The following is a 23,060-nucleotide window of genomic DNA, read 5'->3' as shown; positions in this document are numbered from 1 at the left end:
AACTTACCCGCGAGTCAGAAGTGTTGACGGTGTCCGGATTTGGTCGGACTGTGGTGGACATGCCGAATAAACGTGCGCGTTTGCTCGTTGTTCTGGTTGTCCTCTGTGGATTCCTGTCGGTCGCGGGCACCCGTCCCGCCACCGCCGACACCCTCCCCGACTCCCTCTGGTTCGACGGCTCCCCGCTCACCGTGCAGAACGGCCGCTTCACCGACGCCTCGGGCCGCGAGGTGGTCCTGCGCGGCTACAACGTCTCCGGCGAGACCAAACTCGCCGAGAACAACGGCCTGCCCTTCGCCTCGGTCGCCGACGCCCGCAAGTCGGCGACCGCGCTGCGCGCCCTCGGCGGCGGCAACACCGTCCGCTTCCTGCTCTCCTGGGCCTACGCCGAGCCGGTACGCGGCCAGGTCGACACGGCGTACCTGGCCGCCGCCACCGACCAGATGCGCGCCTTCCTCGACGTCGGCATCCGCGTCTACCCCGACTTCCACCAGGACCTCTACTCCCGGTACCTCTTCGACCCCGACAGCTGGTACACCGGCGACGGCGCCCCCAAGTGGGCCGTCGAACTTGGCGACTACCCCGACGAATTCTGCGGGATCTGCCTGTTCTGGGGCCAGAACATCACCCAGAACGAGGCCGTCAAGCAGGCGACGTACGACTTCTGGCACAACACCCACGGCCTTCAGGACGCCTTCCTCACCACCGCCGAGAAGACCATGGCGTACGTCAGACAGCACCTGTCCGCCGAGGACTTCGCCGGCGTCGTCGGCTTCGACCCCTACAACGAGCCGCACGCGGGCGTGTACGACTCCGGGCAGACCAGCCGCACCTGGGAGCGGGACGTGCTGTGGCCGTTCTACGAGCGGTTCCGCGCCCGGATGGACGCGGCGGGCTGGCAGTCCAAGCCCGCCTTCGTCGAACCGAACCTCTTCTGGAACGCCAACCTCGGCTTCCAGAAGGAGGAGGGCGGCCTGCTCGACGCGGGCACGCTCGGCCCGCGCTATGTCTTCAACACCCACTTCTACGATCAGAAGGCCATCTCCGGCATCTTCATGTGGGGCAAGGCGCAGGACGGCCAGTACGCCGGTGACTTCGGGACCGTCCGGGACCGGGCGGCGGCGACGGGGACGCCCGCGATCGTCAGCGAGTTCGGCCATCCGCTGGCCGGTAACGTCGCCGACAAGGCGCCGACCGTCCTCAAGGCGATGTACCAGGCCCTCGACTCCCGCTTGCCCGGCGCGAGGTGGTGGTCGGACCCGATTGCTTCCGGACCGGTGCTGTCCGGCACACAGTGGCAGTGGGACATCTACAACGGCCGCCACCACGAGCTGATGAACGGCAACCCCGACAAGGTGCTCACCGAGGGCGACGCCTGGAACGACGAGGACCTGTCCGCCGTTCGCCTCGACGACTCCGGTGCGGTGACCCTGCGCCAGGACGCCCGGTTGCTGGACCGCGTCTACCCGAGCGCCACCTCCGGTACGACGGTCGCCTTCACCTACGAGGACCGCTCCCGGGACGGCTCGACCACCCTGACCTGGAACCCGGTGCCGAACTCGCTGCCGAACGTGGGACGACTGGTGGGGTCGGGCCAGTACGCGTTGCTGCTGTGGCGGTCGAACGGCGGCTCGGCGCCGACCGAACTCCACCTTCCGGCGTCCTTCCCGACCTCGGCGACGACGGTGGTGTCGGACCTCGGCACGGCATACGCCCCACCGGCGTACACCGGCACGGCCCCGATCGGCGTGGCCGCCGAGGCGGGCGGCGCGGGCAGCCGCCGCCTGCTGCTCACCGCGCCGGACTCGGGGGTCCTGCACTACGCGCTGGTGACCAACGGGGCGACGGCTCCCTCCGCCGAGCTGCTGAGCGCGGCCCGCGCCGAACTCACGGCGTGGGCCGCGCAGGCCGTCAACTAGCCGACGGACCCGTCCAGTCGGCGGGCACCCGGGCCAGCCGTACGCGCTGGGGGTGGTCGCCGACCGGGACCGAGACGAGCTTCCTGCCGGTGGCGAAGTCGATCGCGGTGACCTGGTCGGCTCCGCTCTCGGAGACCACACAGGCCTTGCCGTCCCCGCTGACGGTCGACCAGTAGGGCTTGGAAGCGGGGACGAGCGGGCCCTCCTGGAGGGTGGCGCGGTCGACGACGACCGCGTAGTCGTCCATGGTGCCCGCGACGCACAGCTTGGTGCCGTCGGGCTTCATGGTGATGCCGTGGTGGCGGGAGTCATTGACCCAGGTGGTGCGGTCCTCGCTGGTGTCCGGGTTCTTCGGCAGGGTCTTGGTACGGGTGATCCTGTCGGTGGCGACGTCGTACTCGAAGAAGCCGTTGAAGAACGACACCTGGAAGTACAGCTTGCTCTCGTCGGGGCTGAAGGCGGCGGGGCGGACCGCGTCCGAGTGGTCGTCGAGCCCGATCGCGTCCAGCCGCTCGCGCATGTCGATCACCTTGACCTGCTGGAACGTCGTCGCGTCGACGACGGTGATGCGTCGGTCGCCCTTCGTCCAGTCCAGCCAGGGCGCGTCGAGGGCGGTGTTGACGTCGCCGATGGACATGTTCCAGATGTACTTGCCGTCCTTGCTGAAGACGTTCTCGTGCGGCTTGTCGCCGGTGGCGAACCGGCCGACCTGCTCACCCGTGACGATGTCCAGCACATGCACGGTGTTCGAGGTCGAGGCGGAGACGGCGACCCGGGTGCCGTCGGGGGAGACCGCCATGTGGTCGGAGCGGTAACCCGATACCGGGAAGCGCCAGTTGATGTCACCGGTGGCCAGGTCGATGGAGACGACGTCGGCGAAGCTCGGCCGGGAGACCACCATCGCCGTGCCGTCCGGGGTGGCGTACATGTCGTCGACGAACTGGTCGTGGCCCTCGCCGACGCTGTTGCGGATCGCCATGAAGTAGATCCACTTGATCGGATCGGCGTTGATCTCCGCCATCCGCTCGTCCTTGTCCGGGATGACGTTGATGCGGCCGATCTTGGCGAAGTCGCCGGTGGACTTGATGACGTCGGCGGTGCCGTCCCAGTTGTTGCCGACGAACAGCACCTCGCGCAGGGCAGCGGAGCCGGGGGTGTCGGCGACGGCGGTGGTCGCGGGGACGGCGAGGGTCAGGGTGAGGGCGGCGGCGATGGAGCAGAGGTGCCTGGGGCTGATGGCAGGCATGACGGCTCTTTCCTCTGGAATCTGAATACTCCGGAATCTGAATACGAGATCGTTCAGAGTTTGACTTACTGGAAAGTAAGGAGCCGGTGCCCTTCTCCACAAGACTGCGTACACGACAAAATTGGCCAACGGTTCGGAACGGGAGGGATGTTGGCGGGCAGGCTCAGGGCGCCGACAGGGCGTTACGGCGGCAAGTCGGCGGAGGAACGGCAGGCCGAGCGGCACGGGCGGTTCCTGGACGCGGCGCTCCAGCTCTTCGGCGACAGTCCGGGCTACCGGTCCACGACCGTCGCCGCGCTCAGCGAGGCCGCGGGACTGTCCACCCGGCAGTTCTACGAGGAGTTCCGCACCTTGGAGGATGTGCTGGCCGCCCTCCATCTCCAGGTCAACGCCTGGGCCGAGGAAGCCGTACTGACGGCGGCGGCCGCCACACAGGGCTCACCGATCGCCGAGCGGGCCACCGCGATCTTCCATGCGTACGCCGGGAACGTCACCGCCGACCCCCGCCGCATCCGCATCACCTTCGTCGAGATCGTCGGCGTCAGCCCGCGCATGGAGGAGCAGCGGCTCACGCGCCGCGCCCGCTGGGTCGACCTGATCTGCACGGAGGCACAGGCTGCCGCCGAGCGGGGAGAGGCGGCCCGCCGTGACTACCGCCTCGCCGCGACGGCCTTCATCGGCAGCGTCAACGGCCTGATCCACGACTGGAGCGCGGGGTGGGTGCCGGCGACGCTGGACGAGGTGGTGGACGAGCTGGTGCGGCAACTGCTGGGGATTCTGCGGCCTACGGGATGGCGGCCGGGGGAGAGGTGAACTCCCTTGGCCGAGCGCCGAGTTCAGGCCACCCCCAGCTGCCGTTCCGCCGCGTCGACCGTCTGTTCCAGCAGCGTGGCGATCGTCATCGGGCCGACCCCGCCCGGCACCGGGGTGATCAGCGCGGCCCGTTCCACGGCCGAGTCGAAGTCGACGTCACCGATGTTCCCGGCGTTGTAACCGGCGTCGATCACGACGGCGCCGGGCTTGATGTCCTGGCCCCGGATCAGGCGGGGACGGCCGACGGCGGCGACCACGATGTCCGCCTCCCGGACGGCCGAGGACAGGTCCTGGGTGCGGGAGTGGCAGTACGTCACCGTGGCGTCCCGGGCGAGCAGCAGCATGCCGGCGGGCTTGCCGAGGATCGCGCTGCGGCCGACCACCACGGCCCGCTTGCCGGCCGGGTCGACGTCGTACGCGTCGAGCAGCCGCATGATCCCGCCGGGCGTGCACGAGACGAACCCCGGCAGCCCGAAGCTCATCGTCGCGAAGGACGCGAAGGTGACGCCGTCGACGTCCTTCTCCGGCGCGATCGCCTCGAACGCGGCCCGCTCGTCGATGTGCTCGCCGACCGGGTGCTGGAGCAGGATGCCGTGCACCTCGGGGTCGGCGGAGAGGGCCCTGAGCGTGCCGGTGAGGTCCTCGGTGGTCGTGGCGGCGGGCAGCGCCACATGCCGGGAGGTGATACCGGCCTTGCGGCAGCGGTTCTGCTTCATACGGACGTAGGTGACGGACGCGGGGTCCTCGCCCACCAGCACCGTCGCCAGACACGGGGTGGTGCCGGTGCGGTCGGTGAGAGCGGCGGCGCGCTGCGCGGTGTCCTCGACGACGCGCCGGGCGAGCGCGGTGCCTTCCATGAGCCGGGCCTGAGACATGATCCACTCCTGGGTCGATCTACTGGATCGCCCAGGCGCGCGGCATCGACTCTGCGTGGACCGCTCCCCGGTGGTACTCCACCTCAGCGCCAGTCACGGCCCCGGACCACCGTAACCGAGGCCGTGCCGCACCTGCTCTCCTGCTTCCGCGTTACTGCTCGTCCCACGCCTGGATCAGGGTCTGCTCGGTGATCTTGCCGTCGCGCAGCCTGATCATCGACTCGGCGAAGACGCGGACCCCGTCCGAGTACTCGCAGGACTCGCTGTAGGCCGCCCGGTCGCCCTGGACGACGCAGTCCTCCAGCTTGTGCGTCATGTCGCGGCTGTAGACGTCGTCGAGCATGGCGCTGATCTCGTCACGGCCGTGCAGCACCCGGGGGTGGCTGGGCTGTGTGTTGTGGTCCACGACGCGCAGTTGGGCGTCGTCGGCGTAGAGCGACAGAAGGGTGTTCGGATTGCCTTCGATGCCCCGGCGCAACGTCTCGGCGTCGAAGGCGGGACTTGCCGCAGTACCCATCGTGACCTCCTTCGAGGGCCGCGGCCCACGGGGACGCGGGCCGGGGATGGCCTCTCCTACGAGATTCCTCCGCCCGGTCGGCCTCGGCAAGCGCAGGTGGCCGCGCCTGACGGGTCAGCCCGCCGTGGCGAGGAACTGCGTGGCCGCCAGCTCCGCGTACAGCGGGTCTGCGGTCACGAGTTCGCGGTGCGTGCCCACCGCACGGACCTTGCCCGAGTCCATCACCACGATCCGGTCGGCCATCGTCACCGTGGACAGCCGGTGCGCGACGACCAGCACGGTGGTCGTGCGGGCCACGTCGGCGACGGTGTCGCGCAGCGCCGCCTCGTTGACCGCGTCCAGCTGCGAGGTGGCCTCGTCGAGGAGCAGGAGTCTCGGGCGGCGCAGCAGCGCGCGGGCTATCGCCACCCGCTGACGCTCGCCGCCCGACAGCTTGGTGCCGCGATGCCCGACGAGCGTGTCGAGCCCGCTCGGCAGCCGCCCGACCAGCCCGTCCAGCCGGGTCGTCTTCAGTACCCGCGTGAGGGCGTCGTCGTCCGCCTCCGGATTGCCCAGCAGCAGGTTGTCGCGCAGCGATCCGGACAGCACCGGCGCGTCCTGCTCGACGTAGCCGATCGCCGAGCGCAGCTGCGGCAACTCCCACTCCATGAGGTCCCGCCCGTCCAACGTGATCACGCCCGACTCGGGGTCGTAGAACCGCTCGATGAGCGAGAAGACGGTCGTCTTGCCCGCGCCGGACGGGCCGACGAACGCCGTCATGCCCTGCGCCGGCACCTCGAAGCTCACGCCGTGGTGGACGTAGGGCAGGTCGTCGTCGTAGCGGAAGCGGACGTCCTCGAAGGTGAGCGCCGCCGGGCGCGCTTCGGCCAACGGCAACGGGGCGGCGGACGCCGGGGGTTCGGCGGGCAGCCGCAGCGCCTCCTGGATCCGGGCCAGGGCCGCGGCACCCGTCTGGTACTGGGTGATCGCGCCGACGACCTGCTGGATCGGCGCCATCAGGTAGAAGACGTACAGCAGGAAGGCGACCAGCGTGCCGACGTCGACGGCGCCGGTCGCGACCCGCGCGCCGCCGACCGCGAGCACCGTGATGAAGGCGATCTGCATCGCCAGCCCGGCCGTGTTGCCCGCGGCCGCCGACCACTTGGCGGCGCGCACGCTCTGCCGCCACGACTCCTGAGCCGCGGAGTGCAGGGTCTGCTCCTCGCGGTGCTCGGCGCCGGACGCCTTCACCGTGCGCAGCGCGCCCAGCACCCGCTCCAGCGAGGCACCCATCACCCCGACCGCGTCCTGCGCCCGCCGGCTGGCCTTGTTGATGCGCGGCACGATGACGCCGAGGACCGTGCCCGCGCCGAGGACCACGGCGAGGGTGACGCCGAGCAGCACCGGGTCGACCAGGCCCATCATCACCACGGTCGCGACCAGCGTGAGCCCGCCGGTGCCGAGGCCGACCAGGGAGTCGGTGGTGACCTCGCGCAACAGCGTGGTGTCCGAGGTGATCCGGGCCATCAGGTCGCCCGGCTCGCTGCGGTCCACCGCGGATATGCGCAGCCGGAGCAGATACGACGACAGGGTGCGCCGCGCGCCGAGCACCACCGACTCCGCGGTGCGCCGCAGCACGTACGCGCCCAGCGCGCCGACCGCGGCGTTGGCCACGACCAGGCCCGACATGGCGATCAACGCGCCGGTGATGGCCCGGTCGTGGGACAGGTCGTCGATCAACTCCCGTGCCACCAGCGGCAGCAGCAGCCCGGTGGCCCCGGTGACCAGCGAGAGCACAGCGCCCACGAGCAGGGCCCACCGGTGGGGTCGTACATAACCCAGGAGCATGCGCCACGGGGGCGGGGCGGTCTCCGTCTGTGCGATGCTCACGCTGCTCCTTCGCTCTTTCACGAGTCCGGCGGGATGTTCAGAGACTCGGGATGTTCAGAGACTACGGGGCAGCACTGACAGTCGACCTCCGGGTTTCGCCGTCGGCCGCTACCGTGCCCTGAGCGCCGTCAGGGTGGCGTCGAGGTCGGCCGGGCGCGGCCGGTTGTGCGGCAGCCTGCCGAGCAGGGCGGCCAGGCCGCACGTGTTGGTCAGGGCGGAGAAGACCAGCCCGCCCGCGATGCCCGCGGCGAGCAACTGCCAGGCGGGATGCAGCAGTCCGAGCGCGAGCCCGGTGAGGACGAGGGCGCCCGCGGTGAACCGGACCTGGCGTTCCATGGACCAGGTGGTGCGCGGGGTGTGGTGGGGGCGGCCCAGTTCGTGACCGCGCCGCGCCCACTCCTGCGTACCGCCCGCCAGCGTCATGGCCGTTACGCCCTCCTCGGCGAGGGCCGCGCAGGCCTGCTCCGAACGGCGGCCGGAGGCACAGACCATGAGCAGTTCGCCGCGCGTCTCACGCAGCGCGGGGAGGGCGCGGGGGAGCTGGTCCAGGGGGACGTTCAGGGCCCCGGGGAGGTGGCCGCCGGCGTACTCGGCCGGGGCGCGGACGTCCACGACGGTGAGGTGGGGGAGTCGGGTCCGGGCCTCTTCCGTGGTGAGGGCGACGGGAGCGGTCATGATGGTGCGTTCCTTCCGTGGAGGGAGGGGTAAAATACCCCTACCGGTATATGGGCCGGTGGGCAGAGGAGTGGGTGGCTGTGGAGTTGAGGTTCGAAGGTGATGAGCTCAAGTCGGTGCTGAACCGGCTGCGCCGGGCGCAGGGGCAGATCTCCGGAGTGATCAAGATGATCGAGGAGGGACGCGACTGCGAGGACGTCGTCACCCAGCTCGCCGCGGCTTCCCGCGCCCTGGACCGCGCCGGGTTCGCGATCATCGCGACGGGGCTCCAGCAGTGTCTCACCGACGCGCAGGACGAGGAGACCACGGACGCGATGAAGGCCCGCCTGGAGAAGCTCTTCCTGTCGCTTGCCTGAGCGTCCGCACAGGTCGTCCGTCCGATCCTGCTCACAGCACGGCGTCCGCCAGCATGAACGCGGCCACCGCCAGCAGCGCCCAGGCGAAGACCCGCCGCAGCGAACCGGCGGAGACCCGCGCCGCCAGCCGCCTGCCGTCCCACGCCGCGAGGACAGCCGCCGCCGCGAACGGCGCGACACGCCCCCAGTCGACGCCCACGGCCGCTCCCGCGCGGGCCGCCAATGCGACCAGCGAGTTGACGGTGATGACCAGCAGCGAGGTGCCGACGGCCGCTCGCATGCCCAGGCCCACGACGTTCACCAGCGCCGGTACGGCGAGAAAGCCGCCGCCCACGCCCAGCACCCCGGTGACCGCGCCGAGCCCGGCCCCGGCGGTGGCGACGCGCCCGCGACGTACCGGCGCGTCGTCGCGCACGGCCGCCGAGGGGCGCAGCATCCGCACCGCGGCGACGGCCGCGAGGACGGCGAAGGCACCGGTCAGCAGCCCGGCCGGGAGCCGCCCGGAGACCGCGCCACCGACGGCGGCGGGGACCAGACCGGCGAGCGCGAACAGCACGCCTCGACGCCACTGGACCGTGCCCTCGCGGGCATGTCCGAGCAGTGCGATGCCGGAGCTGACGGTGACGATCAGCAGGCTCGCGGTGGCCGCCGCGGCCGGGGTGAGGCCGAGCAGGTAGATCAACGCGGGCACGGCCAGCACACTGCCGCCACCGCCGAGGGCGCCCAGGGCCAGACCGGTGACGGCACCGGCGAGCAGGGCGAGGATCAGGGCGCTCACGCGCGGGGCGCGCGGTGCAGCGGCAACCCCGCCTGCCGCGCCGCGTCGAACCCGTCGTCGACGGCCACCACGTCCCGCCCCGCCGCGTCCAGCAGCGAGGCCGCGATGGCCGCCCGCATCCCGCCGGCGCAGTGCACCCACACCGTGCCGTCCGGCACCTCGGCCAGCCGGTCGCGCAGCCGGTGCAGCGGGATGTGCAGCGAGCCGGCTATGTGCTCGGCCGCCCGCTCGGAGTCGCGCCGTACGTCGAGGATCACGACGCCGTCACGGGCGGCGAGTTCCGCGAACGTGCCGCGCGGGAAGGAGCGCGGCCGCTCGCCCGCGGGCACCCAGTCGGCGGGGGAGCCGGTCGCGGCCGCGGCGGGGCGGTCGATACCGACCCGGACGAGTTCCCGCTGGGCGTCGGCCAGCTGCTCGGCGGACTCCGCCAGCAGCGTGACCGGCTTGCCCCACGGCAACAGCCAGGCCAGATAGGTGGCGAGCTGCCCCTCCGCCTCGAAGTTCAGCGCGCCGGTGACATGCCCCTCGGCGAACGCGACCCGGCTGCGCAGGTCCACCACCCACTCCCCGGCGGCCAGCCGGGCGGCGATCTCCCCGGCGTCGGCCCTGCGCGGCGGCGTGAGGTCGACCGGCGCCGGACCACCGGCGTTGGCGGGGCCCATGTGGGCGTAGTACGCCGGTATGTCGTCCAGCGCGGCCAGCAGATCGGCGACGAACGTGTCGACGTCCTTGACGAGCGCCTCGTTGGCGGTGCGCTCCCGGCCGATGGTGGTCTGCGCCCGGCCGTCGTGCTGCGCGGCGGAACAGAAGCTGCCGAAGCCGTGCGTCGGCAGCACCTGCGCTTCGTCCGGCAGCTCGGCGGCCAGCCGGTGCGCGGAGTCGTACTGCGCCCGGGCCAGCCGCGCGGTGAGCCGTGGCTCGACCAGGTCCGGCCGCCCCACGGTGCCGATCAGCAGGGAGCCGCCCGTGAAGACGGCCACCGCCCGCCCGTCGTCCTCCAGGACGTACGACATGTGGTGCGGGGTGTGGCCGGGCGTGGCGAGCGCGCGCAGCGCCAGACCGTCTCCGATCGGGGTGCGGTCGCCGTCCTTGGCGGCTGTCCGCTCGTACGCCACCCGCGCCCCGGCCGGGACCAGATAGCGGGCGCCGGTGACCCTGGCCAGCTCCAGGCCGCCGGTGACGTAGTCGTTGTGGACGTGGGTCTCGGCGACGTGCGTGATGCGCACGCCCCGCCGGGCGGCGGCCGCGATCACCCGATCGATGTCACGCGGCGGATCGACCACGACGGCACTGTGCGCACCCCCCGCCAGATAGCCGCGGTTGCCCAGTCCGGGCACGTCGATGGTGTCGACGAAGTACACGGCAGCGTTCCTCTCCTAGGTGAACCCGGGAGTAAGGGGGAAGTACCCCCGGGGGTATCTAGCAGTTACCGTACAGGATTACCCGGGGGGGTATCCAGAAAGGTGGCCGGAAGCAACCGCCCGCCCCTCCTCCGGCCCCACAAGCCCGCCCCTTACCGATCAGTCACACGTAAGGTCGGGAGCGGGACGGACGCCCGGAGACGGAAGGGGTCAGCACCATGGCGCAGGAAGTACGCGGCGTGATCGCACCGGGGAAGGACGAGCCGGTGCGGGTCGAGACGATCGTCGTGCCGAACCCGGGGCCGGGCGAGGCCGTGGTGCGGGTGCAGGCCTGCGGGGTCTGCCACACCGATCTGCACTACAAGCAGGGCGGCATCACCGACGAGTTCCCCTTCCTGCTCGGCCATGAGGCCGCCGGGGTCGTCGAAACGGTCGGCGACGGCGTCACCGACGTGGCGCCCGGCGACTTCGTGATCCTCAACTGGCGTGCCGTGTGCGGCCGTTGCCGGGCCTGCCTGCGCGGGCGGCCCTGGTACTGCTTCGACACCCACAACGCCGAGCAGAAGATGACCCTCGCCGCCACCGGCCAGGAACTCTCCCCGGCGCTCGGCATCGGCGCCTTCGCCGAGAAGACGCTGGTCGCGGCCGGTCAGTGCACCAAGGTCGACCCGGCCGTCTCCCCGGCGGTCGCCGGACTGCTGGGCTGCGGTGTGATGGCCGGCATCGGCGCCGCCATCAACACCGGCAACGTCGGCCGCGGCGACACCGTCGCCGTCATCGGCTGCGGCGGCGTCGGCGACGCGGCCATCGCCGGGTCGCACCTGGCCGGAGCGGCGCGGATCATCGCGGTCGACATCGACGACCGCAAGCTGGAGACCGCCCGCACGATGGGCGCCACCCACACCGTCAACTCGACCAAGGCCGACCCGGTCGAGGCGATCCGCGAACTGACCGGCGGTTTCGGCGCCGACGTCGTCATCGAGGCGGTCGGCCGCCCGGAGACGTACAAACAGGCGTTCTACGCTCGCGACCTGGCCGGAACGGTCGTCCTGGTCGGCGTACCCACCCCGGAGATGAAGCTCGAACTCCCGCTCCTCGACGTCTTCGGACGCGGCGGCGCGCTGAAATCCTCCTGGTACGGCGACTGCCTGCCGTCCCGCGACTTCCCCATGCTGATCGACCTGCATCTGCAGGGGCGCCTGAGCCTGGACGCCTTCGTGACCGAGACGATCCAGCTCGACGAGGTGGAGAAGGCGTTCGAGCGGATGCACCACGGTGACGTACTGCGCTCGGTGGTGGTGCTGTGATGACCGCCCGCATCGAACGCCTCGTCACCGCAGGGCAGTTCACGCTCGACGGCGGCAGCTGGGACGTCGAGAACAACGTGTGGCTCGTCGGCGACGATCACGAGGTCGTCGTCATCGACGCCGCGCACGACGTCGACGCGATCGTGAAGGCGGTCGGGGGCCGCCGGCTGACGGCCATCGTGTGCACCCACGCCCACAACGACCACATCAACGCCGCGCCCGCGCTCGCCGAGCGCACCGGAGCCCTGATCTGGCTGCACCACGACGATCTGGCGCTGTGGAAGCAGACCCACCCCGACCGCGACCCCGACGCCGGGCTGCTCGACGGCCAGGTCATCGAGGCGGCGGGCGCCGACCTGCGGGTGCTGCACACGCCGGGCCACGCTCCCGGCGCGGTCTGCCTCCACGACCCGGGCCTCGGTGTGGTCTTCACCGGGGACACCCTCTTCCAGGGCGGCCCCGGCGCGACCGGCCGCTCGTACTCCCACTTCCCGACGATCATCGACTCGATCCGCGACCGGCTTCTCACCCTCCCACCGGAGACCAAGGTCCTCACCGGCCATGGCGACTCGACGACCATCGGTGCCGAGGCCCCGCACCTGGAGGAGTGGATCGCACGGGGTCACTGAACGCCGGCGGAGTGACCGGCCGGGAAAGGTGACAGAGGATGTCCGGCTTTCGCGGGAGGCTCGTCCCCGGAAACAGCCACACGGGAGGTCGGACATGTCACAGCCGTTGCAGGGCAAGGTCGCGCTGGTCGCCGGAGCGACCCGCGGAGCGGGCCGGGGGATCGCCGTGGAACTCGGCGCGGCCGGCGCCACCGTCTACGTCACCGGCCGCAGCACCCGCGCCCGCCGCTCCGAGTACGACCGCCCCGAGACCATCGAGGACACCGCCGACCTGGTCACCGAGGCCGGCGGCCACGGCATCGCCGTACCCACCGACCACCTCGACCCGGCGCAGGTCCGCAGCCTCGTCGAGCGTGTCGACGGCGAGCAGGGCCGCCTCGACATCCTGGTCAACGACATCTGGGGCGGCGAAAAGCTCTTCGCATGGGACACGCCCGTCTGGGAGCACGACCTCGACGACGGCCTCCGGCTGCTCCGCCTCGCGGTCGAGACCCACGCCATCACCAGCCACCACGCGCTGCCCCTCCTGCTGCGTCGCCCCGGCGGTCTGGTCGTGGAGATGACGGACGGCACGGACGACTACAACCGCGACACCTACCGGGTGAACTTCTTCTACGACCTGGCCAAGGCGTCCGTCCTGCGCATGGCCTTCTCCCTGGGGCACGAACTGGGCCCGCGCGGCGCCACCGCCGTGGCCCTCACACCGGGCTGGCTGCGCTCGGAGATGATGCTCGACCACTACGGCGTCCGCGAGGACAACTGGCGGGACGCCCTCGAACAGGTCCCGCACTTCGCCATCTCGGAGAGCCCGCGCTACGTCGGCCGCGCCGTCGCCGCCCTCGCCGCCGACCCCGAGGTGTCCCGCTTCAACGGCCACTCCCTCTCCAGCGGCGCCCTCGCCCAGGAATACGGCTTCACCGACCTCGACGGCAGCCGGCCCGACGCCTGGCGTTACCTTGTCGAGGTCCAGGACCCGGGCAAACCGGCGGACACGACCGGCTATCGGTGACTGACCCCACTGGACCCGAATGTCACCGTTTGGTCGCGATCGGCCCACCCCTACAACCCATTCCGCCCGGAACCGGTCTAGCTGGCAGAGAGCGCGCGACCGACGCGCATTCCATGCGAGAGACAAGGCCGACCATGGGGGAGACACGCAGACGGGCGACCGTCGTTCTGGGGACCACCGCACTGGTGGCGCCGCTCACACTCGCGCTGGGCGCCGGCCCGGCGCAGGCGGCGAGCTGCACCACGCAGACCGGGCCGTACCAGAAGCAGGTGGAGAAGTTCCTGGGCCGTCCCGTCGACGGCAAGCAGTCCGCCGCCGACTGCAAGGCGATCCGGGCGTTCCAGACCAAGCACGGCATCAAGCCGAACATCGGGTACGCGGGTCCCGTCACCTGGGGTGTGATGGACCTCATGAACAAGCAGAAGGCCGTCGGGAAGAACCCGAACAAGGCCGGGAAGTGCCCGGTCAACAAGGGCCGCATCGCCTGTGTGAACCTCACGCTCCAGCTGAGCTGGATCCAGGACGGCAAGAAGCTCGTCTACGGCCCCGTCCCGGTCCGTACCGGACGCGACGGCTACGAGACCCGCACCGGCCTGAAGAAGATCTACTGGCGCAACATCGACCACGTGTCGACCATCTACGACGTGCCGATGCCCTACGCCCAGTTCTTCGACGGCGGCCAGGCCTTCCACTCCGTCGGCGTCAGCATGTGGAACCCGCCCGGCTCGCACGGCTGCGTCAACATGACCAAGACCGCCGCCAAGAAGTACTGGTCGCTGCTGAAGAACGGCGACGACGTCTACGTGTACGGGCGCAAGCCGGGCACCTGACGGGACCCGGCCCGCGCGGAGGTGTCAGGCCTCGGGCGCGTCTCCGAAGTCCGGGATCTCCAGTCGTACGCCGCCCTGCCGCGCGGACTCGTGCGCGATGATGCCCGGCAGGGTGTAGCGGGCCGCCACCCAGGCGTTCACGGACGGCAGCGAGCGTGTGTTCACCGCCGTCACGAAGTCGTCCACCAGGAAGTGGTGGCTGCCCTCGTGGCCGTTGTGGAGGTGGTCGAACGCGCGCGGCAGCCGCGACCGGTCGTGCACCGGCGCCGAACCCGAGGTGAACGCCGCCCGCAGATCCGGCGCGATGTGCTGCAGCGACGGGTCGTCGGGGGACATCGTCGGCTTGGGCTCCAGCAGTTCGGAAATGTCCGTGACGCCGGTCTTGTCCTGCCACAGGGCCACCGTGGCGAGCTGCTCCATGCTCGCCTCGGTGCCGAAGAAGCGGAAGCGCGACTCCCGGATGTGGGAGGGGTAGCCGACCCGCCGGAACTCGTTCGTACGGAACGAGCCACCGCCCGCCACCTCGAACAGCGCGGTCGCGTTCGAGACGTCGTTGTCGAACTGGCTCACCGACCGGTCGAACACGCCGTCGCCCCGCTCGTCCACCACCCCGATCGCCGACACGCTCACCGCGTGCGTCTGCCAGGCGCCCAGCACCCCGCCCACCGCGTGCGTCGGGTACAGTAGCGGCGGGTAGCTCGCGGTCGCCTTCCAGTTCTCCCCGCCGCTGTACTGGTACGCCTCGTAGAACCCCAGATCCATGTCGTGGACGTAGTCGCCCTCGGCGTAGAAGATCCGCCCGAAGGCGCCCTTGGCGATCTGGTTGCGGGCGTGCACGGTCGCCGGGTTGTACTGGCTGGTCTCGCCCATCATGTACGTCAGTCCGGTCGCCTTGACCGCGTCGATGATGGCCGCTATCTCCTCCGTGGTGATCGCCATGGGGACCGCGGAGTAGACGTGCTTTCCGGCATTCAGCCCCTGGAGCACCAGCGGGCCGTGTGTCCAGCGCTGGGTGAAGATCGCGACCGCGTCGACCGCCGTCGACTCCAGCATGGCCTCGTACGTCGGGAAGGTGCCGCTCAGGCCCTCTGCGGCGGCAAGCTGCTCGGCCCGCTGCGGGAGCAGGTCGGTGACGTGGACGTCGCTGACGCCGGGATGGGCGAGGAACAGTTTCGCGAACTGTCCGGAGAACTGCCCGGCGCCGACGATGCCGAGGGAGAACGTCATGGGATGGGTGCCTTTCACTGGCCGAGGATGAGATTGATCTGGCTATTGGTCTGGTTCAGGCCGCTCACCGGGGCGTCGTTGGCGTATATGTCCTGCATGGCGGGGCGCATCAGCGCGAGCACGTCCGCTGCGTAGTCGGCGACCGGTTCGGTGAAGGCCGTCACATCGATGCCTTTCTTCCGGCCGGCCCGGGTGAGCCGGTACTGCAGGACGGTGATGGCGGTCAGGACGATCAGCAGGGCCACGGACATTGTGGAGGCGTAGCCGAACTGGAAGCGGCCGAAGGCGGAGCCGTGGATGTAGTACTGGAGCACATTGGTGGCGTTCGCCGGGCCGCCCATGGTCGTCACTGCGACGGTGTACAGGTGCTGGGGGATGGCCTGGAGACCGGCGAACAGCAGCAGCGTGGTGTAGCCGACGTGCCGCCAGACGTTGACCATGCGGACGTAGTTGTCGAGGCCCACCCGAGCAGGGCGGGCGCGAGGAACACGGCCGCGAGACGCCCGTCGCCCCGGGATGTCGGCGGACTGCTGGCGGCGATGGACATGGGCAGGCTCCCTCGGCTGTGGCGGCTCGTCCTGGGTGCCACTTACTTTTGAGCCGGAATAATCCCTGCGTCAAGGGGTGGTGAGGAGATCTTCTGTAGGGTCTGTCGTGACCTACAGTGGGATGATTAGTTGTGGTGCAAAAGAAAAAACTCGTGGGAGTCTGATCTCCATGACCGCAGGTTCCGCCAGCTGGCTGCCGCTGAGTCCGGGTGAACGCTCGGTGGCGATCGAGGTGCTCGTCAACGGACCGCTCTCCCGCGCGGAGCTCGCCCGGCGGCTCAACCTGTCCGCGGGCAGCCTCACCCGGCTGACCAAACCGCTGATCGAGTCCGGTCTGCTGGTCGAGGCCCCCGACGGCGGCGCCCCGGGGGAGGCCCGGCAGGGACGGCCCTCACAGCCGCTGGACGTCGTCGCCGAGTCCCGTTCCTTTCTCGGCTTCAAGGTCACCGAGGACATGGTCTACGGCGTCGTCACCACCCTCAGAAGCGAGATCGTCGCCCGTCACGACCGCCCCCTCACCACGCACGACCCGGGCGAAGTCGCCGACCTGCTCGCGGAGATGGCCGACGAACTGGCCCGCGGCCACCCCGGGCTCGCCGGGATCGGCATCGGGGTGGGCGGATTCGTGCAGGACCGGGCCGTGGTCGGGGAGTCGCCGTTCCTGAACTGGCGTGACATTCCGCTCGCCGCGCTCGTCGAGGACCGCACCGGGCTGCCGGTGGTCGTAGAGAACGACGTGGCCGCCCTCGTCGAGGCCGAGACGTGGTTCGGTGCCGGGCGCGGCCTCGACCGGTTCGTCGTGCTGACCATCGGCGCCGGCATCGGCTACGGACTGGTGCTGGGCGGCAAGCGGGTGCCGTCCGAGGGGGAGGACCGGGCCTTCGGGCGGCGCTGGATCCTCGACCCCCACGGGCCGCTCACGCCCGACGGCGACCGCGGCAGTGCCGTCTCGCTGCTGACCATCCCCAGCATCCGCTACCAGATCCGGGCCGCCATCGGAGGCGACCACACCTACGAGGAGATCCTCGCCCTGGCCGCCGCCGGGGAGCCCGTGCCCGCCCGCGTCGTCGACGAGGCCGCCCGCGCCCTGGGTGTCCTCGTCGCCCACATCGCCAACTTCGCGATGCCGCAGAAGATCCTGCTCGCCGGAGAGGGGGTGGGGCTGATGGATGTGGCCAGAAACACGGTGGAGGAGACCATCCGTGCCCGTCGGCATCCGCTGGCCACCCCGGTCGACCTGGAGACCAGGAAGTCCGACTTTCACGACTGGGCCCGCGGTGCCGCTGTGCCGGCGATTCAGGTGCTGGTGCTGGGTGCGGCGGATGCCTGAACTGCCCGGCCGGTTCAGGGAAATGGACGTGATCAGCAACACGGCCCGATATGTCCGTTTGGCTCACGATTACTCACATCGTCTTCACCTCGGGCGCCGTATGCTTCACAGCATGTCCACCAGTGTTGAAGCCGCCATCGAGCGATCGGCTGCGGAGGTCAACGAGGAGATCCGGGCGCTGTGGCGCCGGTCGGGCGGGACACTGAGCACCGAGCAGCGCGAGGAGTACCAGCGCCTCGTCATGGAGTGGGCCGCCGCGACGCCGCATTCGGCGCGGGCGGCCTGACCGCTCCCGACGGCCCCGGTGCCCCCTCGGCCCCCGGACCTCTCCGTCAGCCCCACGTCGCCGAGTAGTACCGCTGGTAGGCCTTGCGGTCCTGTTCCGTACGGATCCACCGCGTGGCCACCAGCGCGATCAGACTGCCTCCGATGACCAGCAGGCCGGGCCCGACGTTCTTCGGGTCCGCCAGCCGGGCCAGCAGCTCCCTGCCCGCCTCACCCGAGATCGGCGTCGACGCTCCCGGCGCCGCCGCCTCCGGGGGCGCGGCCGCGCTCTGGGTGCCCGATGCGGACGGCGCCGGAGCGCCCGACGTGATCAGCTGCACGCCGAGCGCGGACAGTGCCTGCGTCACGGGCTGGAAGAAGGTCGTCCCGCCCGCCTGGCAGTCCCCGCTGCCTCCGGAGGTCACGCCGAGCGCGATGCCCTCCGAGAACAACGGGCCGCCGCTGTCCCCGGGTTCGGCGCACACGTTCGTCTCGATGAGACCGGAGACCGTGCCCTCGGGGTAGTTCACCGTGGCGTTGAGCGCGGTCACCTCACCGTCCCGCAACCCGCTGCTGCTGCCACTGCGGAACACCCGCTGCCCGACGGACGCCTGACCCACACCCGTGATCCGCACCCCTTGCCCGTTGCCGATGGCCACGACGTCCGCCCCGTCGCCCGCCCGGCCCCCCGTGTACTGCACGAGGGAGTAGTCGTTGCCCGGAAAGCTGCCGGTCACCGTCCGGCCCACCGGCTGGTCGCCCCGGTTGTCCGCGAACCAGACCGAGCCGCTCGGCCCGCAGTGTCCGGCGGTGAGGATGAAGTCCGTCTCCCCGTTGGTGACGTTGAAGCCCGCCGAACAGCGCCCGGCCGTGGACAGGATGGGCAGGGCGCCGTTGATGCGGGTGGTGAAGGTGCCCTCGGTGCGCTCCATGCGGACGAAGCCGCCGATGCCGTCCGCGAGGTCGGTCAGCTCGGACCAGTCGCCGGCGGAAACGGTGCTGTCGCCTCGTACCACCACCTCGTTCGACCGGTAGTCCACCACCCACGCCGTACCCGTCACCCTCGGTGCCGAACGCAGCGTTTCCGTGGCCGACTTCAGCTCACGCATGCTGTGCCGCACCAGCTTGGGCGTCGCGCCTGCCTCGCGGACCTCGGCGGCCGCCTTGTCGTCGGTGACCGCGACGACCGGCCGCCCCTTGTCGTCGATCCAGCTGCCCGCCGTACGGGAGGCGCCGAGCCGCTCGACGAGGTCCGCGCCGGTGTCCTCGGCCAGCACCCTGGGGGACACGACCGGAGGCTCGCTCGCGACCGCCTGCGTGACCATGGCCGCCCCGAGGACGATCCCGCCGACTGACGCCAGCCGTGTCACTCGCCGGACGATCCGTCGTCGTGCGTGCCTCATGCATGGCTCCCGAACCCCGAACCCGCGGCGCGTCTACGCCGCGGGGCGCCCGGGTCGTCGAGCGCCCCCTCTCCATACGTGCCGGGGTCCGGCAGCGTTCACCCCGAGGGGCGACCGGCTCAGTTCTTCCGGGCCACCCCGCCGAACATGGCGACTTCCTCCGGCTCCGCCCCGTCGGTGGGCTCCGGCCGCCAGCGCGAGCACGAGACGACACCCGGCTCCAGCAGCTCCAGACCGTCGAAGAAGCGCGCCATGGCCTCGGGGGTGCGCTGGGTCAGCTTCGGAGTGCCGTGCTCGTTCCAGAACTTCACCGCCTCGTCCACGTCCGGCATCGCCGGCGAGGTGACGGTGTGCGACAGCACCAGGTGGCTGCCGGACGGCAGCGCGTCCAGCAGCCGGCGCACCACGCCGTACGGGTCCTCGTCGTCGCCGAGGAAGATGACGACGCCGAGCAGCATCAGCGCCACGGGCTGCGTGAAGTCCAGGGTCTTCGCGGCGTGTCCGAGGATCGCGTCGACATTGCGCAGGTCCTCGTCGAGATAGGCGGTGCGGCCCTCGGGCGTACTGGTGAGCAGCGCGCGGGCGTGTGCGAGGACGAGCGGGTCGTTGTCGACGTACACGATCCGGGCGTCGGGGGCGATCCGCTGGGCGACCTCGTGGGTGTTGTCGGCGGTGGGCAGGCCGGTGCCGATGTCCAGGAACTGGCGGATGCCGACGTCGGAGACCAGGTGCCGCACGGCGCGGCCCAGGAACAGGCGGTCCGCGCGGGCGTACTCGCCGATGCCCGGGTGCAGTTGGCGGATCTGGTCGCCGGCCGCCCGGTCGACCTCGTAGTTGTCCTTGCCGCCGAGCCAGTAGTTCCAGATCCGGGCCGTGTGCGGCTGGGACGTGTTGATGCGCTCGCGCAGCGACTGGGCCATGCCGTCCGCGGCTGGCGGGTTCTCGGTCACGGGATCAGCTCCTGGGGATGCCTGGTGCCGGGGCGTGAAGACGCCTCGTGCGGTGTCAAGACGCAATCTAGACCGACGAATTGATCTTTGCCGGGGCTTGTGGGTTTTCGGGTGGGCGGTCCGAGCCGTGCCGCCTATCGTGTGCCCATGACCAGGATCACGCACGGAACGTCCGGTGAACCGAACCCCCTGCGCGCACTGGACCTCGACCAGCTCCGGCGCCGTACGAGCATGAAGTGGCGCACCTACCCGGATGACGTGCTGCCGCTGTGGGTGGCCGAGATGGACGTGCCGCTCGCCGAGCCCGTCGTCCGCGCGCTCACCGACGCGCTCGCGCTCGGCGACACCGGCTACCCGGCGGGGACCGCCTACGCCGAGGCGCTGGCCGACTTCGCCGAGAAGCGGTGGGTCTGGACCGGGCTCGACGTGGCGCGCACCGCGATCGTGCCCGACGTGATGCTCGGCGTGGTCGAGATGCTCAAGCTGGTGACCGGGCCGGGGGACGCGGTGGTGGTCAACCCGCCCGTCTATCCGCCGTTCTTCCAGTTCGTCGCGCACATGGACCGGCTGGTGCTCCAGGCCCCGCTGGGCGCCGACCTCCGCATCGACTTCGGCGCTCTGGAGGAATCCTTCCGGCAGGCCGTGGCGGGCGGGCGCCGGGCGGCGTTCCTGCTGTGCAGCCCGCACAACCCGACCGGGACCCTGCACACCACCGAGGAGCTGTCCGCCGTCGCCCGCCTCGCCGAGGAGTACGGCGTGCGCGTCGTCGCCGACGAGATCCACGCCCCGCTGGTCGTCGGCGACACGGACTTCGTGCCGTACCTCAGTGTGCCGGGCGGCGGGCGGGGCCTGTCGCTGATGTCGGCCTCCAAGGCCTGGAACCTCGCCGGCCTCAAGGCGGCCCTGGCCATCGCGGGCCCCGAGTCCGCCGCCGACCTGGCGCTGCTGCCCGAGGAGGTCAGCCACGGCCCCAGCCACCTGGGCATCATCGCCCACACCGCCGCCCTGCGCGACGGCACCGACTGGCTGGACGCCGTCCTGGCCGGCCTCGACGAGAACCGGCGCCTGCTCGCCGAGTTGCTGGCCGAGCACCTGCCCGCCGTCGCCTACCGCCCCGGCGACGCGACCTACCTCGCCTGGCTCGACTGCCGCGCGCTCGGCCTGGGCGACGACCCGGCCGACGTCTTTCTGCACCGGGGCCGCGTGGCACTCAACTCCGGCCTGCCGTTCGGGACGGGCGGCGCCGGGCACGTACGGCTGAACCTGGCCACATCGCCGGAGGTCATCACGGAAGGGGTACGGCGGATGGCCGCCGCGCTGGACTGAGGGCGGCCCGCCTACACTCCCGCCATGGACGCCACGTCAACGGCCCGGCTCGGCGCCGGGAAGTACCTGCTGATCACCAGCTACCGCAAGGACGGCACCCCGGTCCCGACGCCCGTCTGGGTGGTCGCCGACGGTGACGCGCTCGGGGTCTGGACGGTCGCCGACTCCTGGAAGGTCAAGCGGATCCGGCGCCGCTCCGACGTTCTCGTCGGCCCCTGCGACCTGCGCGGCAACCCGACCGGCGAACAGGTCCCGGCCACCGCCGAGATCACCGACGCGGCGACGACGGCCCGCTATCGGCAGCTCATCGCGCGCAAGTACGGCATCTCGGGCCGCCTCGTGCTGCTCGGCAGCCGACTGCGGCGCGGCCGGGAGGGCACGGTCGGGATCCGGGTGAGGCCGAACGACTGAGGGGACGCCCGTCGACTCGGCTGAGGGACGCCCGTCGACTCGGCCGGAGTCGCCCGTCGACTCGGCCGGGAGAACGCCCTTCGGCTCGCCGGAACGCCCGTCAAACCCGTCCGAGCGCGGCCCCTCAGCTCCAGGCCCGGTACGGCTCGTCCACCAGCTGGAACACCGGCTCGCCCCGGACCGGGTCCTTGGCGGTGGACAGCCGCACCCGGTCGCCGCTGTGGATGCCGACCGGCGGGCCCATCACCCGGCCCCGCACCACGAACCCCTCGGCCATCTCGATCAGGGACACATTGCGCGCGGCGGGCGTGTTGCGGTGCACCACCGTCGTGTGGCGGACCGTACCGGTTCCCTCGCTGCGTTCCGTCCGCAGGTCGCTGCCCTGGCAGACGGGGCAGAGCAGCCGGTGGTACATGGCGGTGCCGCACCACGTGCAGCGCTGGAAGAGAATGGCCTCCTGGTCGGAGGCCCGATGGTCGAGGACGCCCGCGGCGGAGCCGGATGCCTGCTGAGCGACGCTTCCTGAGTGGTGGTACACGCTGGTCAACTCCCTGCGCTCGGCCGGAAATCCCGCGTGCGCGACGCCACGCGCACGCCTGTGCGCGGCTCACCGTGCCACCGTGCACGGCCCCAGCGTATGGCACTGAGTGTCACTCGTAAAGGCACTCCGTACCCCCGAATCCCGAGGGTCAGTCCCGGCCGAGTGCGGTCTCGATCTCCTGCATCACACGCCACAGGGGAGCCCCGCGCCGCGAGACGACGACCACCACGTCCTCGGGCCGCTCGTCCACCGGGGGAGTGGGCCCGCCGCCGAAGGTGGCCTGCACCAGGCCCAGGGCATGGTCCACCGCCGCGGTCGCGTCGCCCTTGCCGTCCGAACGCAGCCAGGACCGCAGCGCGTTGTTGTGCGCCGCGACGACGGCGGCCGCGATCACGTCCGCCCGCAGGGTGCCGTCGCGCCGGCCCGCGAAGCGCCCCCGCAGATACTCGGCGAGCGCACGCTCGTAGCGCCACACCACCGACAGCTCGTACGCGCGCAGCCCGGGGACTTCCCTGGTGAGCCGGTAACGCTGCACGGAGAACGCCGGGTTCTCGGCGTACATCCGCAGCACCAGCCGGGCGGCGTCGCAGACCCGCCCGACCGGCTCGTCGTCCTCGCCGCCGGACGACAGGAAGGCCGTCATGTCGGCCAGGCAGCGCTCGTGGTCGGGGAAGACCACGTCCTCCTTGGACGGGAAGTAGCGGAAGAACGACCGTCGCCCGACTCCCGCGAGGGCCACGATGTCGTCGACGGTGGTCTGTTCGTAGCCCCGCTCCAGGAACAACTGGAACGCCGCCGCGACCAGGGCCTCCCGCATGGGCGGTTTCGCGCTCATGGGACGGAACGTAGCATCTGAACAGCCCTGTGGCACTCAGT

23 protein-coding genes, 2 pseudogenes and 1 riboswitch are annotated in these 23,060 nt (G+C 71.1%); of the genes and pseudogenes, 11 read left to right on the top strand and 14 right to left on the bottom strand.

Annotated elements, in window-relative coordinates; all coding sequences use genetic code 11:
- Positions 1–59: 59 nt before the first annotated feature.
- Positions 60–1,919 carry a cellulase family glycosylhydrolase gene (locus HJD23_RS02200; protein ID WP_171115010.1) on the top strand — a complete coding sequence of 620 codons (1,860 nt, stop codon included), beginning with the start codon at positions 60–62 and terminating at the stop codon, positions 1,917–1,919.
- Here the strand turns inward: HJD23_RS02200 and HJD23_RS02195 are convergent.
- A complete protein-coding gene (locus tag HJD23_RS02195) occupies positions 1,912–3,165 on the bottom strand; it encodes a YncE family protein (protein ID WP_171115012.1) in 1,254 nt (417 codons plus the stop codon). The two genes, HJD23_RS02200 and HJD23_RS02195, sit on opposite strands and share 8 nt — an antisense overlap.
- 150 nt (positions 3,166–3,315) lie before the next feature.
- On the opposite strand from HJD23_RS02195, the gene HJD23_RS02190 reads away from it, so the two are divergent.
- A complete protein-coding gene (locus tag HJD23_RS02190) occupies positions 3,316–3,978 on the top strand; it encodes a TetR/AcrR family transcriptional regulator (RefSeq protein ID WP_171118881.1) in 663 nt (220 codons plus the stop codon).
- A 23-nt stretch (positions 3,979–4,001) separates the two neighbouring features.
- Here the strand turns inward: HJD23_RS02190 and HJD23_RS02185 are convergent, their stop codons facing one another.
- The 4 genes from HJD23_RS02185 to HJD23_RS02170 form a co-directional block, all read right to left on the bottom strand.
- The gene (locus HJD23_RS02185; RefSeq protein ID WP_171115014.1) at positions 4,002–4,853 is read right to left on the bottom strand and encodes a bifunctional 5,10-methylenetetrahydrofolate dehydrogenase/5,10-methenyltetrahydrofolate cyclohydrolase; all 852 of its coding nucleotides are present in this window, start codon (positions 4,851–4,853) and stop codon (positions 4,002–4,004) included.
- A 22-nt stretch (positions 4,854–4,875) separates the two neighbouring features.
- A riboswitch (ZMP/ZTP riboswitch) is annotated at positions 4,876–4,960 on the bottom strand.
- Between the two features lie 44 nt (positions 4,961–5,004).
- Complete coding sequence (locus tag HJD23_RS02180) at positions 5,005–5,370, bottom strand: nuclear transport factor 2 family protein (RefSeq protein ID WP_171115016.1); 366 nt, start codon at positions 5,368–5,370, stop codon at positions 5,005–5,007.
- Between the two features lie 114 nt (positions 5,371–5,484).
- A complete protein-coding gene (locus HJD23_RS02175) occupies positions 5,485–7,239 on the bottom strand; it encodes an ABC transporter ATP-binding protein (RefSeq protein WP_171115018.1) in 1,755 nt (584 codons plus the stop codon).
- A gap of 108 nt (positions 7,240–7,347) precedes the next feature.
- A complete protein-coding gene (locus HJD23_RS02170) occupies positions 7,348–7,914 on the bottom strand; it encodes a rhodanese-like domain-containing protein (protein ID WP_171115020.1) in 567 nt (188 codons plus the stop codon).
- Between the two features lie 80 nt (positions 7,915–7,994).
- Here HJD23_RS02170 and HJD23_RS02165 point away from each other — a divergent pair, with 80 nt between their 5' ends.
- A complete protein-coding gene (locus tag HJD23_RS02165) occupies positions 7,995–8,270 on the top strand; it encodes a metal-sensitive transcriptional regulator (protein ID WP_171118882.1) in 276 nt (91 codons plus the stop codon).
- Positions 8,271–8,301: 31 nt separating this feature from the next.
- Here the strand turns inward: HJD23_RS02165 and HJD23_RS02160 are convergent, their stop codons facing one another.
- Together HJD23_RS02160 and HJD23_RS02155 are read right to left on the bottom strand one after the other, a co-directional pair.
- Entirely contained in the window at positions 8,302–9,048 is a 747-nt protein-coding gene (locus HJD23_RS02160; RefSeq protein ID WP_171115022.1) for a sulfite exporter TauE/SafE family protein, read from the bottom strand.
- On the bottom strand, positions 9,045–10,409 hold the full coding sequence (locus tag HJD23_RS02155; protein WP_171115024.1) for an MBL fold metallo-hydrolase: 1,365 nt from the start codon (positions 10,407–10,409) through the stop codon (positions 9,045–9,047). Before HJD23_RS02155 ends, HJD23_RS02160 begins: the two co-directional genes overlap by 4 nt.
- A 218-nt stretch (positions 10,410–10,627) precedes the next feature.
- On the opposite strand from HJD23_RS02155, the gene HJD23_RS02150 reads away from it, so the two are divergent.
- The 4 genes from HJD23_RS02150 (at position 10,628) to HJD23_RS02135 (ending at position 14,184) form a co-directional block, all read left to right on the top strand.
- Complete coding sequence (locus HJD23_RS02150) at positions 10,628–11,716, top strand: S-(hydroxymethyl)mycothiol dehydrogenase (protein WP_171115026.1); 1,089 nt, start codon at positions 10,628–10,630, stop codon at positions 11,714–11,716.
- Entirely contained in the window at positions 11,716–12,345 is a 630-nt protein-coding gene (locus tag HJD23_RS02145; protein WP_171115029.1) for an MBL fold metallo-hydrolase, read from the top strand. The genes HJD23_RS02150 and HJD23_RS02145 overlap by 1 nt, the downstream gene beginning before the upstream one ends.
- A gap of 94 nt (positions 12,346–12,439) precedes the next feature.
- A complete protein-coding gene (locus tag HJD23_RS02140) occupies positions 12,440–13,354 on the top strand; it encodes an SDR family oxidoreductase (RefSeq protein WP_171115031.1) in 915 nt (304 codons plus the stop codon).
- 134 nt (positions 13,355–13,488) lie between these two features.
- Complete coding sequence (locus tag HJD23_RS02135; protein WP_171115032.1) at positions 13,489–14,184, top strand: L,D-transpeptidase family protein; 696 nt, start codon at positions 13,489–13,491, stop codon at positions 14,182–14,184.
- A 24-nt stretch (positions 14,185–14,208) separates the two neighbouring features.
- On the opposite strand, the gene HJD23_RS02130 is transcribed toward HJD23_RS02135, so the two are convergent.
- The 3 genes and pseudogenes from HJD23_RS02130 to HJD23_RS02125 all read right to left on the bottom strand — a co-directional run.
- Positions 14,209–15,411, bottom strand: a complete 1,203-nt coding sequence (locus tag HJD23_RS02130) for a Gfo/Idh/MocA family oxidoreductase (protein ID WP_171115035.1) — start codon at positions 15,409–15,411, stop codon at positions 14,209–14,211.
- 14 nt (positions 15,412–15,425) lie between these two features.
- Positions 15,426–15,593, bottom strand: a pseudogene (locus HJD23_RS42955) (sugar ABC transporter substrate-binding protein); the annotation flags it as partial.
- Positions 15,591–15,857: pseudogene (locus tag HJD23_RS02125) on the bottom strand (sugar ABC transporter permease); the annotation flags it as partial. The pseudogenes HJD23_RS02125 and HJD23_RS42955, both read right to left, overlap by 3 nt.
- A gap of 271 nt (positions 15,858–16,128) precedes the next feature.
- Between HJD23_RS02125 and HJD23_RS02120 the strand changes: the two are divergent.
- Both HJD23_RS02120 and HJD23_RS02115 read left to right on the top strand, forming a co-directional pair.
- Positions 16,129–17,289: an ROK family transcriptional regulator gene (locus HJD23_RS02120; protein ID WP_171115037.1), complete on the top strand. Its 1,161-nt coding sequence runs from the start codon at positions 16,129–16,131 to the stop codon at positions 17,287–17,289.
- Positions 17,290–17,389: 100 nt separating this feature from the next.
- A complete protein-coding gene (locus HJD23_RS02115) occupies positions 17,390–17,575 on the top strand; it encodes a hypothetical protein (RefSeq protein ID WP_171118884.1) in 186 nt (61 codons plus the stop codon).
- 46 nt (positions 17,576–17,621) lie between these two features.
- Here the strand turns inward: HJD23_RS02115 and HJD23_RS02110 are convergent, their stop codons facing one another.
- Positions 17,622–18,956 carry a S1 family peptidase gene (locus HJD23_RS02110; protein WP_171115039.1) on the bottom strand — a complete coding sequence of 445 codons (1,335 nt, stop codon included), beginning with the start codon at positions 18,954–18,956 and terminating at the stop codon, positions 17,622–17,624.
- A gap of 119 nt (positions 18,957–19,075) precedes the next feature.
- Entirely contained in the window at positions 19,076–19,906 is an 831-nt protein-coding gene (locus HJD23_RS02105; RefSeq protein ID WP_171115041.1) for an SAM-dependent methyltransferase, read from the bottom strand.
- A gap of 147 nt (positions 19,907–20,053) precedes the next feature.
- On the opposite strand from HJD23_RS02105, the gene HJD23_RS02100 reads away from it, so the two are divergent.
- Together HJD23_RS02100 and HJD23_RS02095 are read left to right on the top strand one after the other, a co-directional pair.
- On the top strand, positions 20,054–21,232 hold the full coding sequence (locus tag HJD23_RS02100; RefSeq protein ID WP_171115043.1) for an aminotransferase class I/II-fold pyridoxal phosphate-dependent enzyme: 1,179 nt from the start codon (positions 20,054–20,056) through the stop codon (positions 21,230–21,232).
- A 24-nt stretch (positions 21,233–21,256) separates the two neighbouring features.
- Complete coding sequence (locus HJD23_RS02095; RefSeq protein WP_171115045.1) at positions 21,257–21,643, top strand: PPOX class F420-dependent oxidoreductase; 387 nt, start codon at positions 21,257–21,259, stop codon at positions 21,641–21,643.
- Positions 21,644–21,767: 124 nt separating this feature from the next.
- On the opposite strand, the gene HJD23_RS02090 is transcribed toward HJD23_RS02095, so the two are convergent.
- Positions 21,768–22,181 (bottom strand): zinc ribbon domain-containing protein, encoded by a 414-nt coding sequence (locus HJD23_RS02090; protein ID WP_171115047.1) that lies wholly within the window; start codon positions 22,179–22,181, stop codon positions 21,768–21,770.
- A 151-nt stretch (positions 22,182–22,332) separates the two neighbouring features.
- Entirely contained in the window at positions 22,333–23,001 is a 669-nt protein-coding gene (locus HJD23_RS02085) for a TetR family transcriptional regulator (RefSeq protein ID WP_171118886.1), read from the bottom strand.
- Between the last annotated feature and the right edge of the window lie 59 nt (positions 23,002–23,060).

Origin of the sequence: Streptomyces sp. Z423-1 (assembly GCF_013009255.1) — a bacterium.
In the GTDB taxonomy this organism is placed as follows: Bacteria; Actinomycetota; Actinomycetes; order Streptomycetales; family Streptomycetaceae; genus Streptomyces; species Streptomyces gossypiisoli.
This window is presented reverse-complemented; position numbering and strand designations above follow the sequence as displayed.

Coding starts and splice junctions, on each gene's coding strand:
- HJD23_RS02170 (WP_171115020.1), bottom strand. CDS start 7,914: ATGACCGCTCCCGTCGCCCTCACCACGGAAGAGGCCCGGACCCGACTC.
- HJD23_RS02085 (WP_171118886.1), bottom strand. CDS start 23,001: ATGCGGGAGGCCCTGGTCGCGGCGGCGTTCCAGTTGTTCCTGGAGCGG.
- HJD23_RS02135 (WP_171115032.1), top strand. CDS start 13,489: ATGGGGGAGACACGCAGACGGGCGACCGTCGTTCTGGGGACCACCGCA.
- HJD23_RS02195 (WP_171115012.1), bottom strand. CDS start 3,165: ATGCCTGCCATCAGCCCCAGGCACCTCTGCTCCATCGCCGCCGCCCTC.
- HJD23_RS02140 (WP_171115031.1), top strand. CDS start 12,440: ATGTCACAGCCGTTGCAGGGCAAGGTCGCGCTGGTCGCCGGAGCGACC.
- HJD23_RS02130 (WP_171115035.1), bottom strand. CDS start 15,411: ATGACGTTCTCCCTCGGCATCGTCGGCGCCGGGCAGTTCTCCGGACAG.
- HJD23_RS02185 (WP_171115014.1), bottom strand. CDS start 4,853: ATGTCTCAGGCCCGGCTCATGGAAGGCACCGCGCTCGCCCGGCGCGTC.
- HJD23_RS02100 (WP_171115043.1), top strand. CDS start 20,054: ATGACCAGGATCACGCACGGAACGTCCGGTGAACCGAACCCCCTGCGC.
- HJD23_RS02110 (WP_171115039.1), bottom strand. CDS start 18,956: ATGAGGCACGCACGACGACGGATCGTCCGGCGAGTGACACGGCTGGCG.
- HJD23_RS02145 (WP_171115029.1), top strand. CDS start 11,716: ATGACCGCCCGCATCGAACGCCTCGTCACCGCAGGGCAGTTCACGCTC.
- HJD23_RS02200 (WP_171115010.1), top strand. CDS start 60: ATGCCGAATAAACGTGCGCGTTTGCTCGTTGTTCTGGTTGTCCTCTGT.
- HJD23_RS02180 (WP_171115016.1), bottom strand. CDS start 5,370: ATGGGTACTGCGGCAAGTCCCGCCTTCGACGCCGAGACGTTGCGCCGG.
- HJD23_RS02120 (WP_171115037.1), top strand. CDS start 16,129: ATGACCGCAGGTTCCGCCAGCTGGCTGCCGCTGAGTCCGGGTGAACGC.
- HJD23_RS02150 (WP_171115026.1), top strand. CDS start 10,628: ATGGCGCAGGAAGTACGCGGCGTGATCGCACCGGGGAAGGACGAGCCG.
- HJD23_RS02115 (WP_171118884.1), top strand. CDS start 17,390: ATGCTTCACAGCATGTCCACCAGTGTTGAAGCCGCCATCGAGCGATCG.
- HJD23_RS02095 (WP_171115045.1), top strand. CDS start 21,257: ATGGACGCCACGTCAACGGCCCGGCTCGGCGCCGGGAAGTACCTGCTG.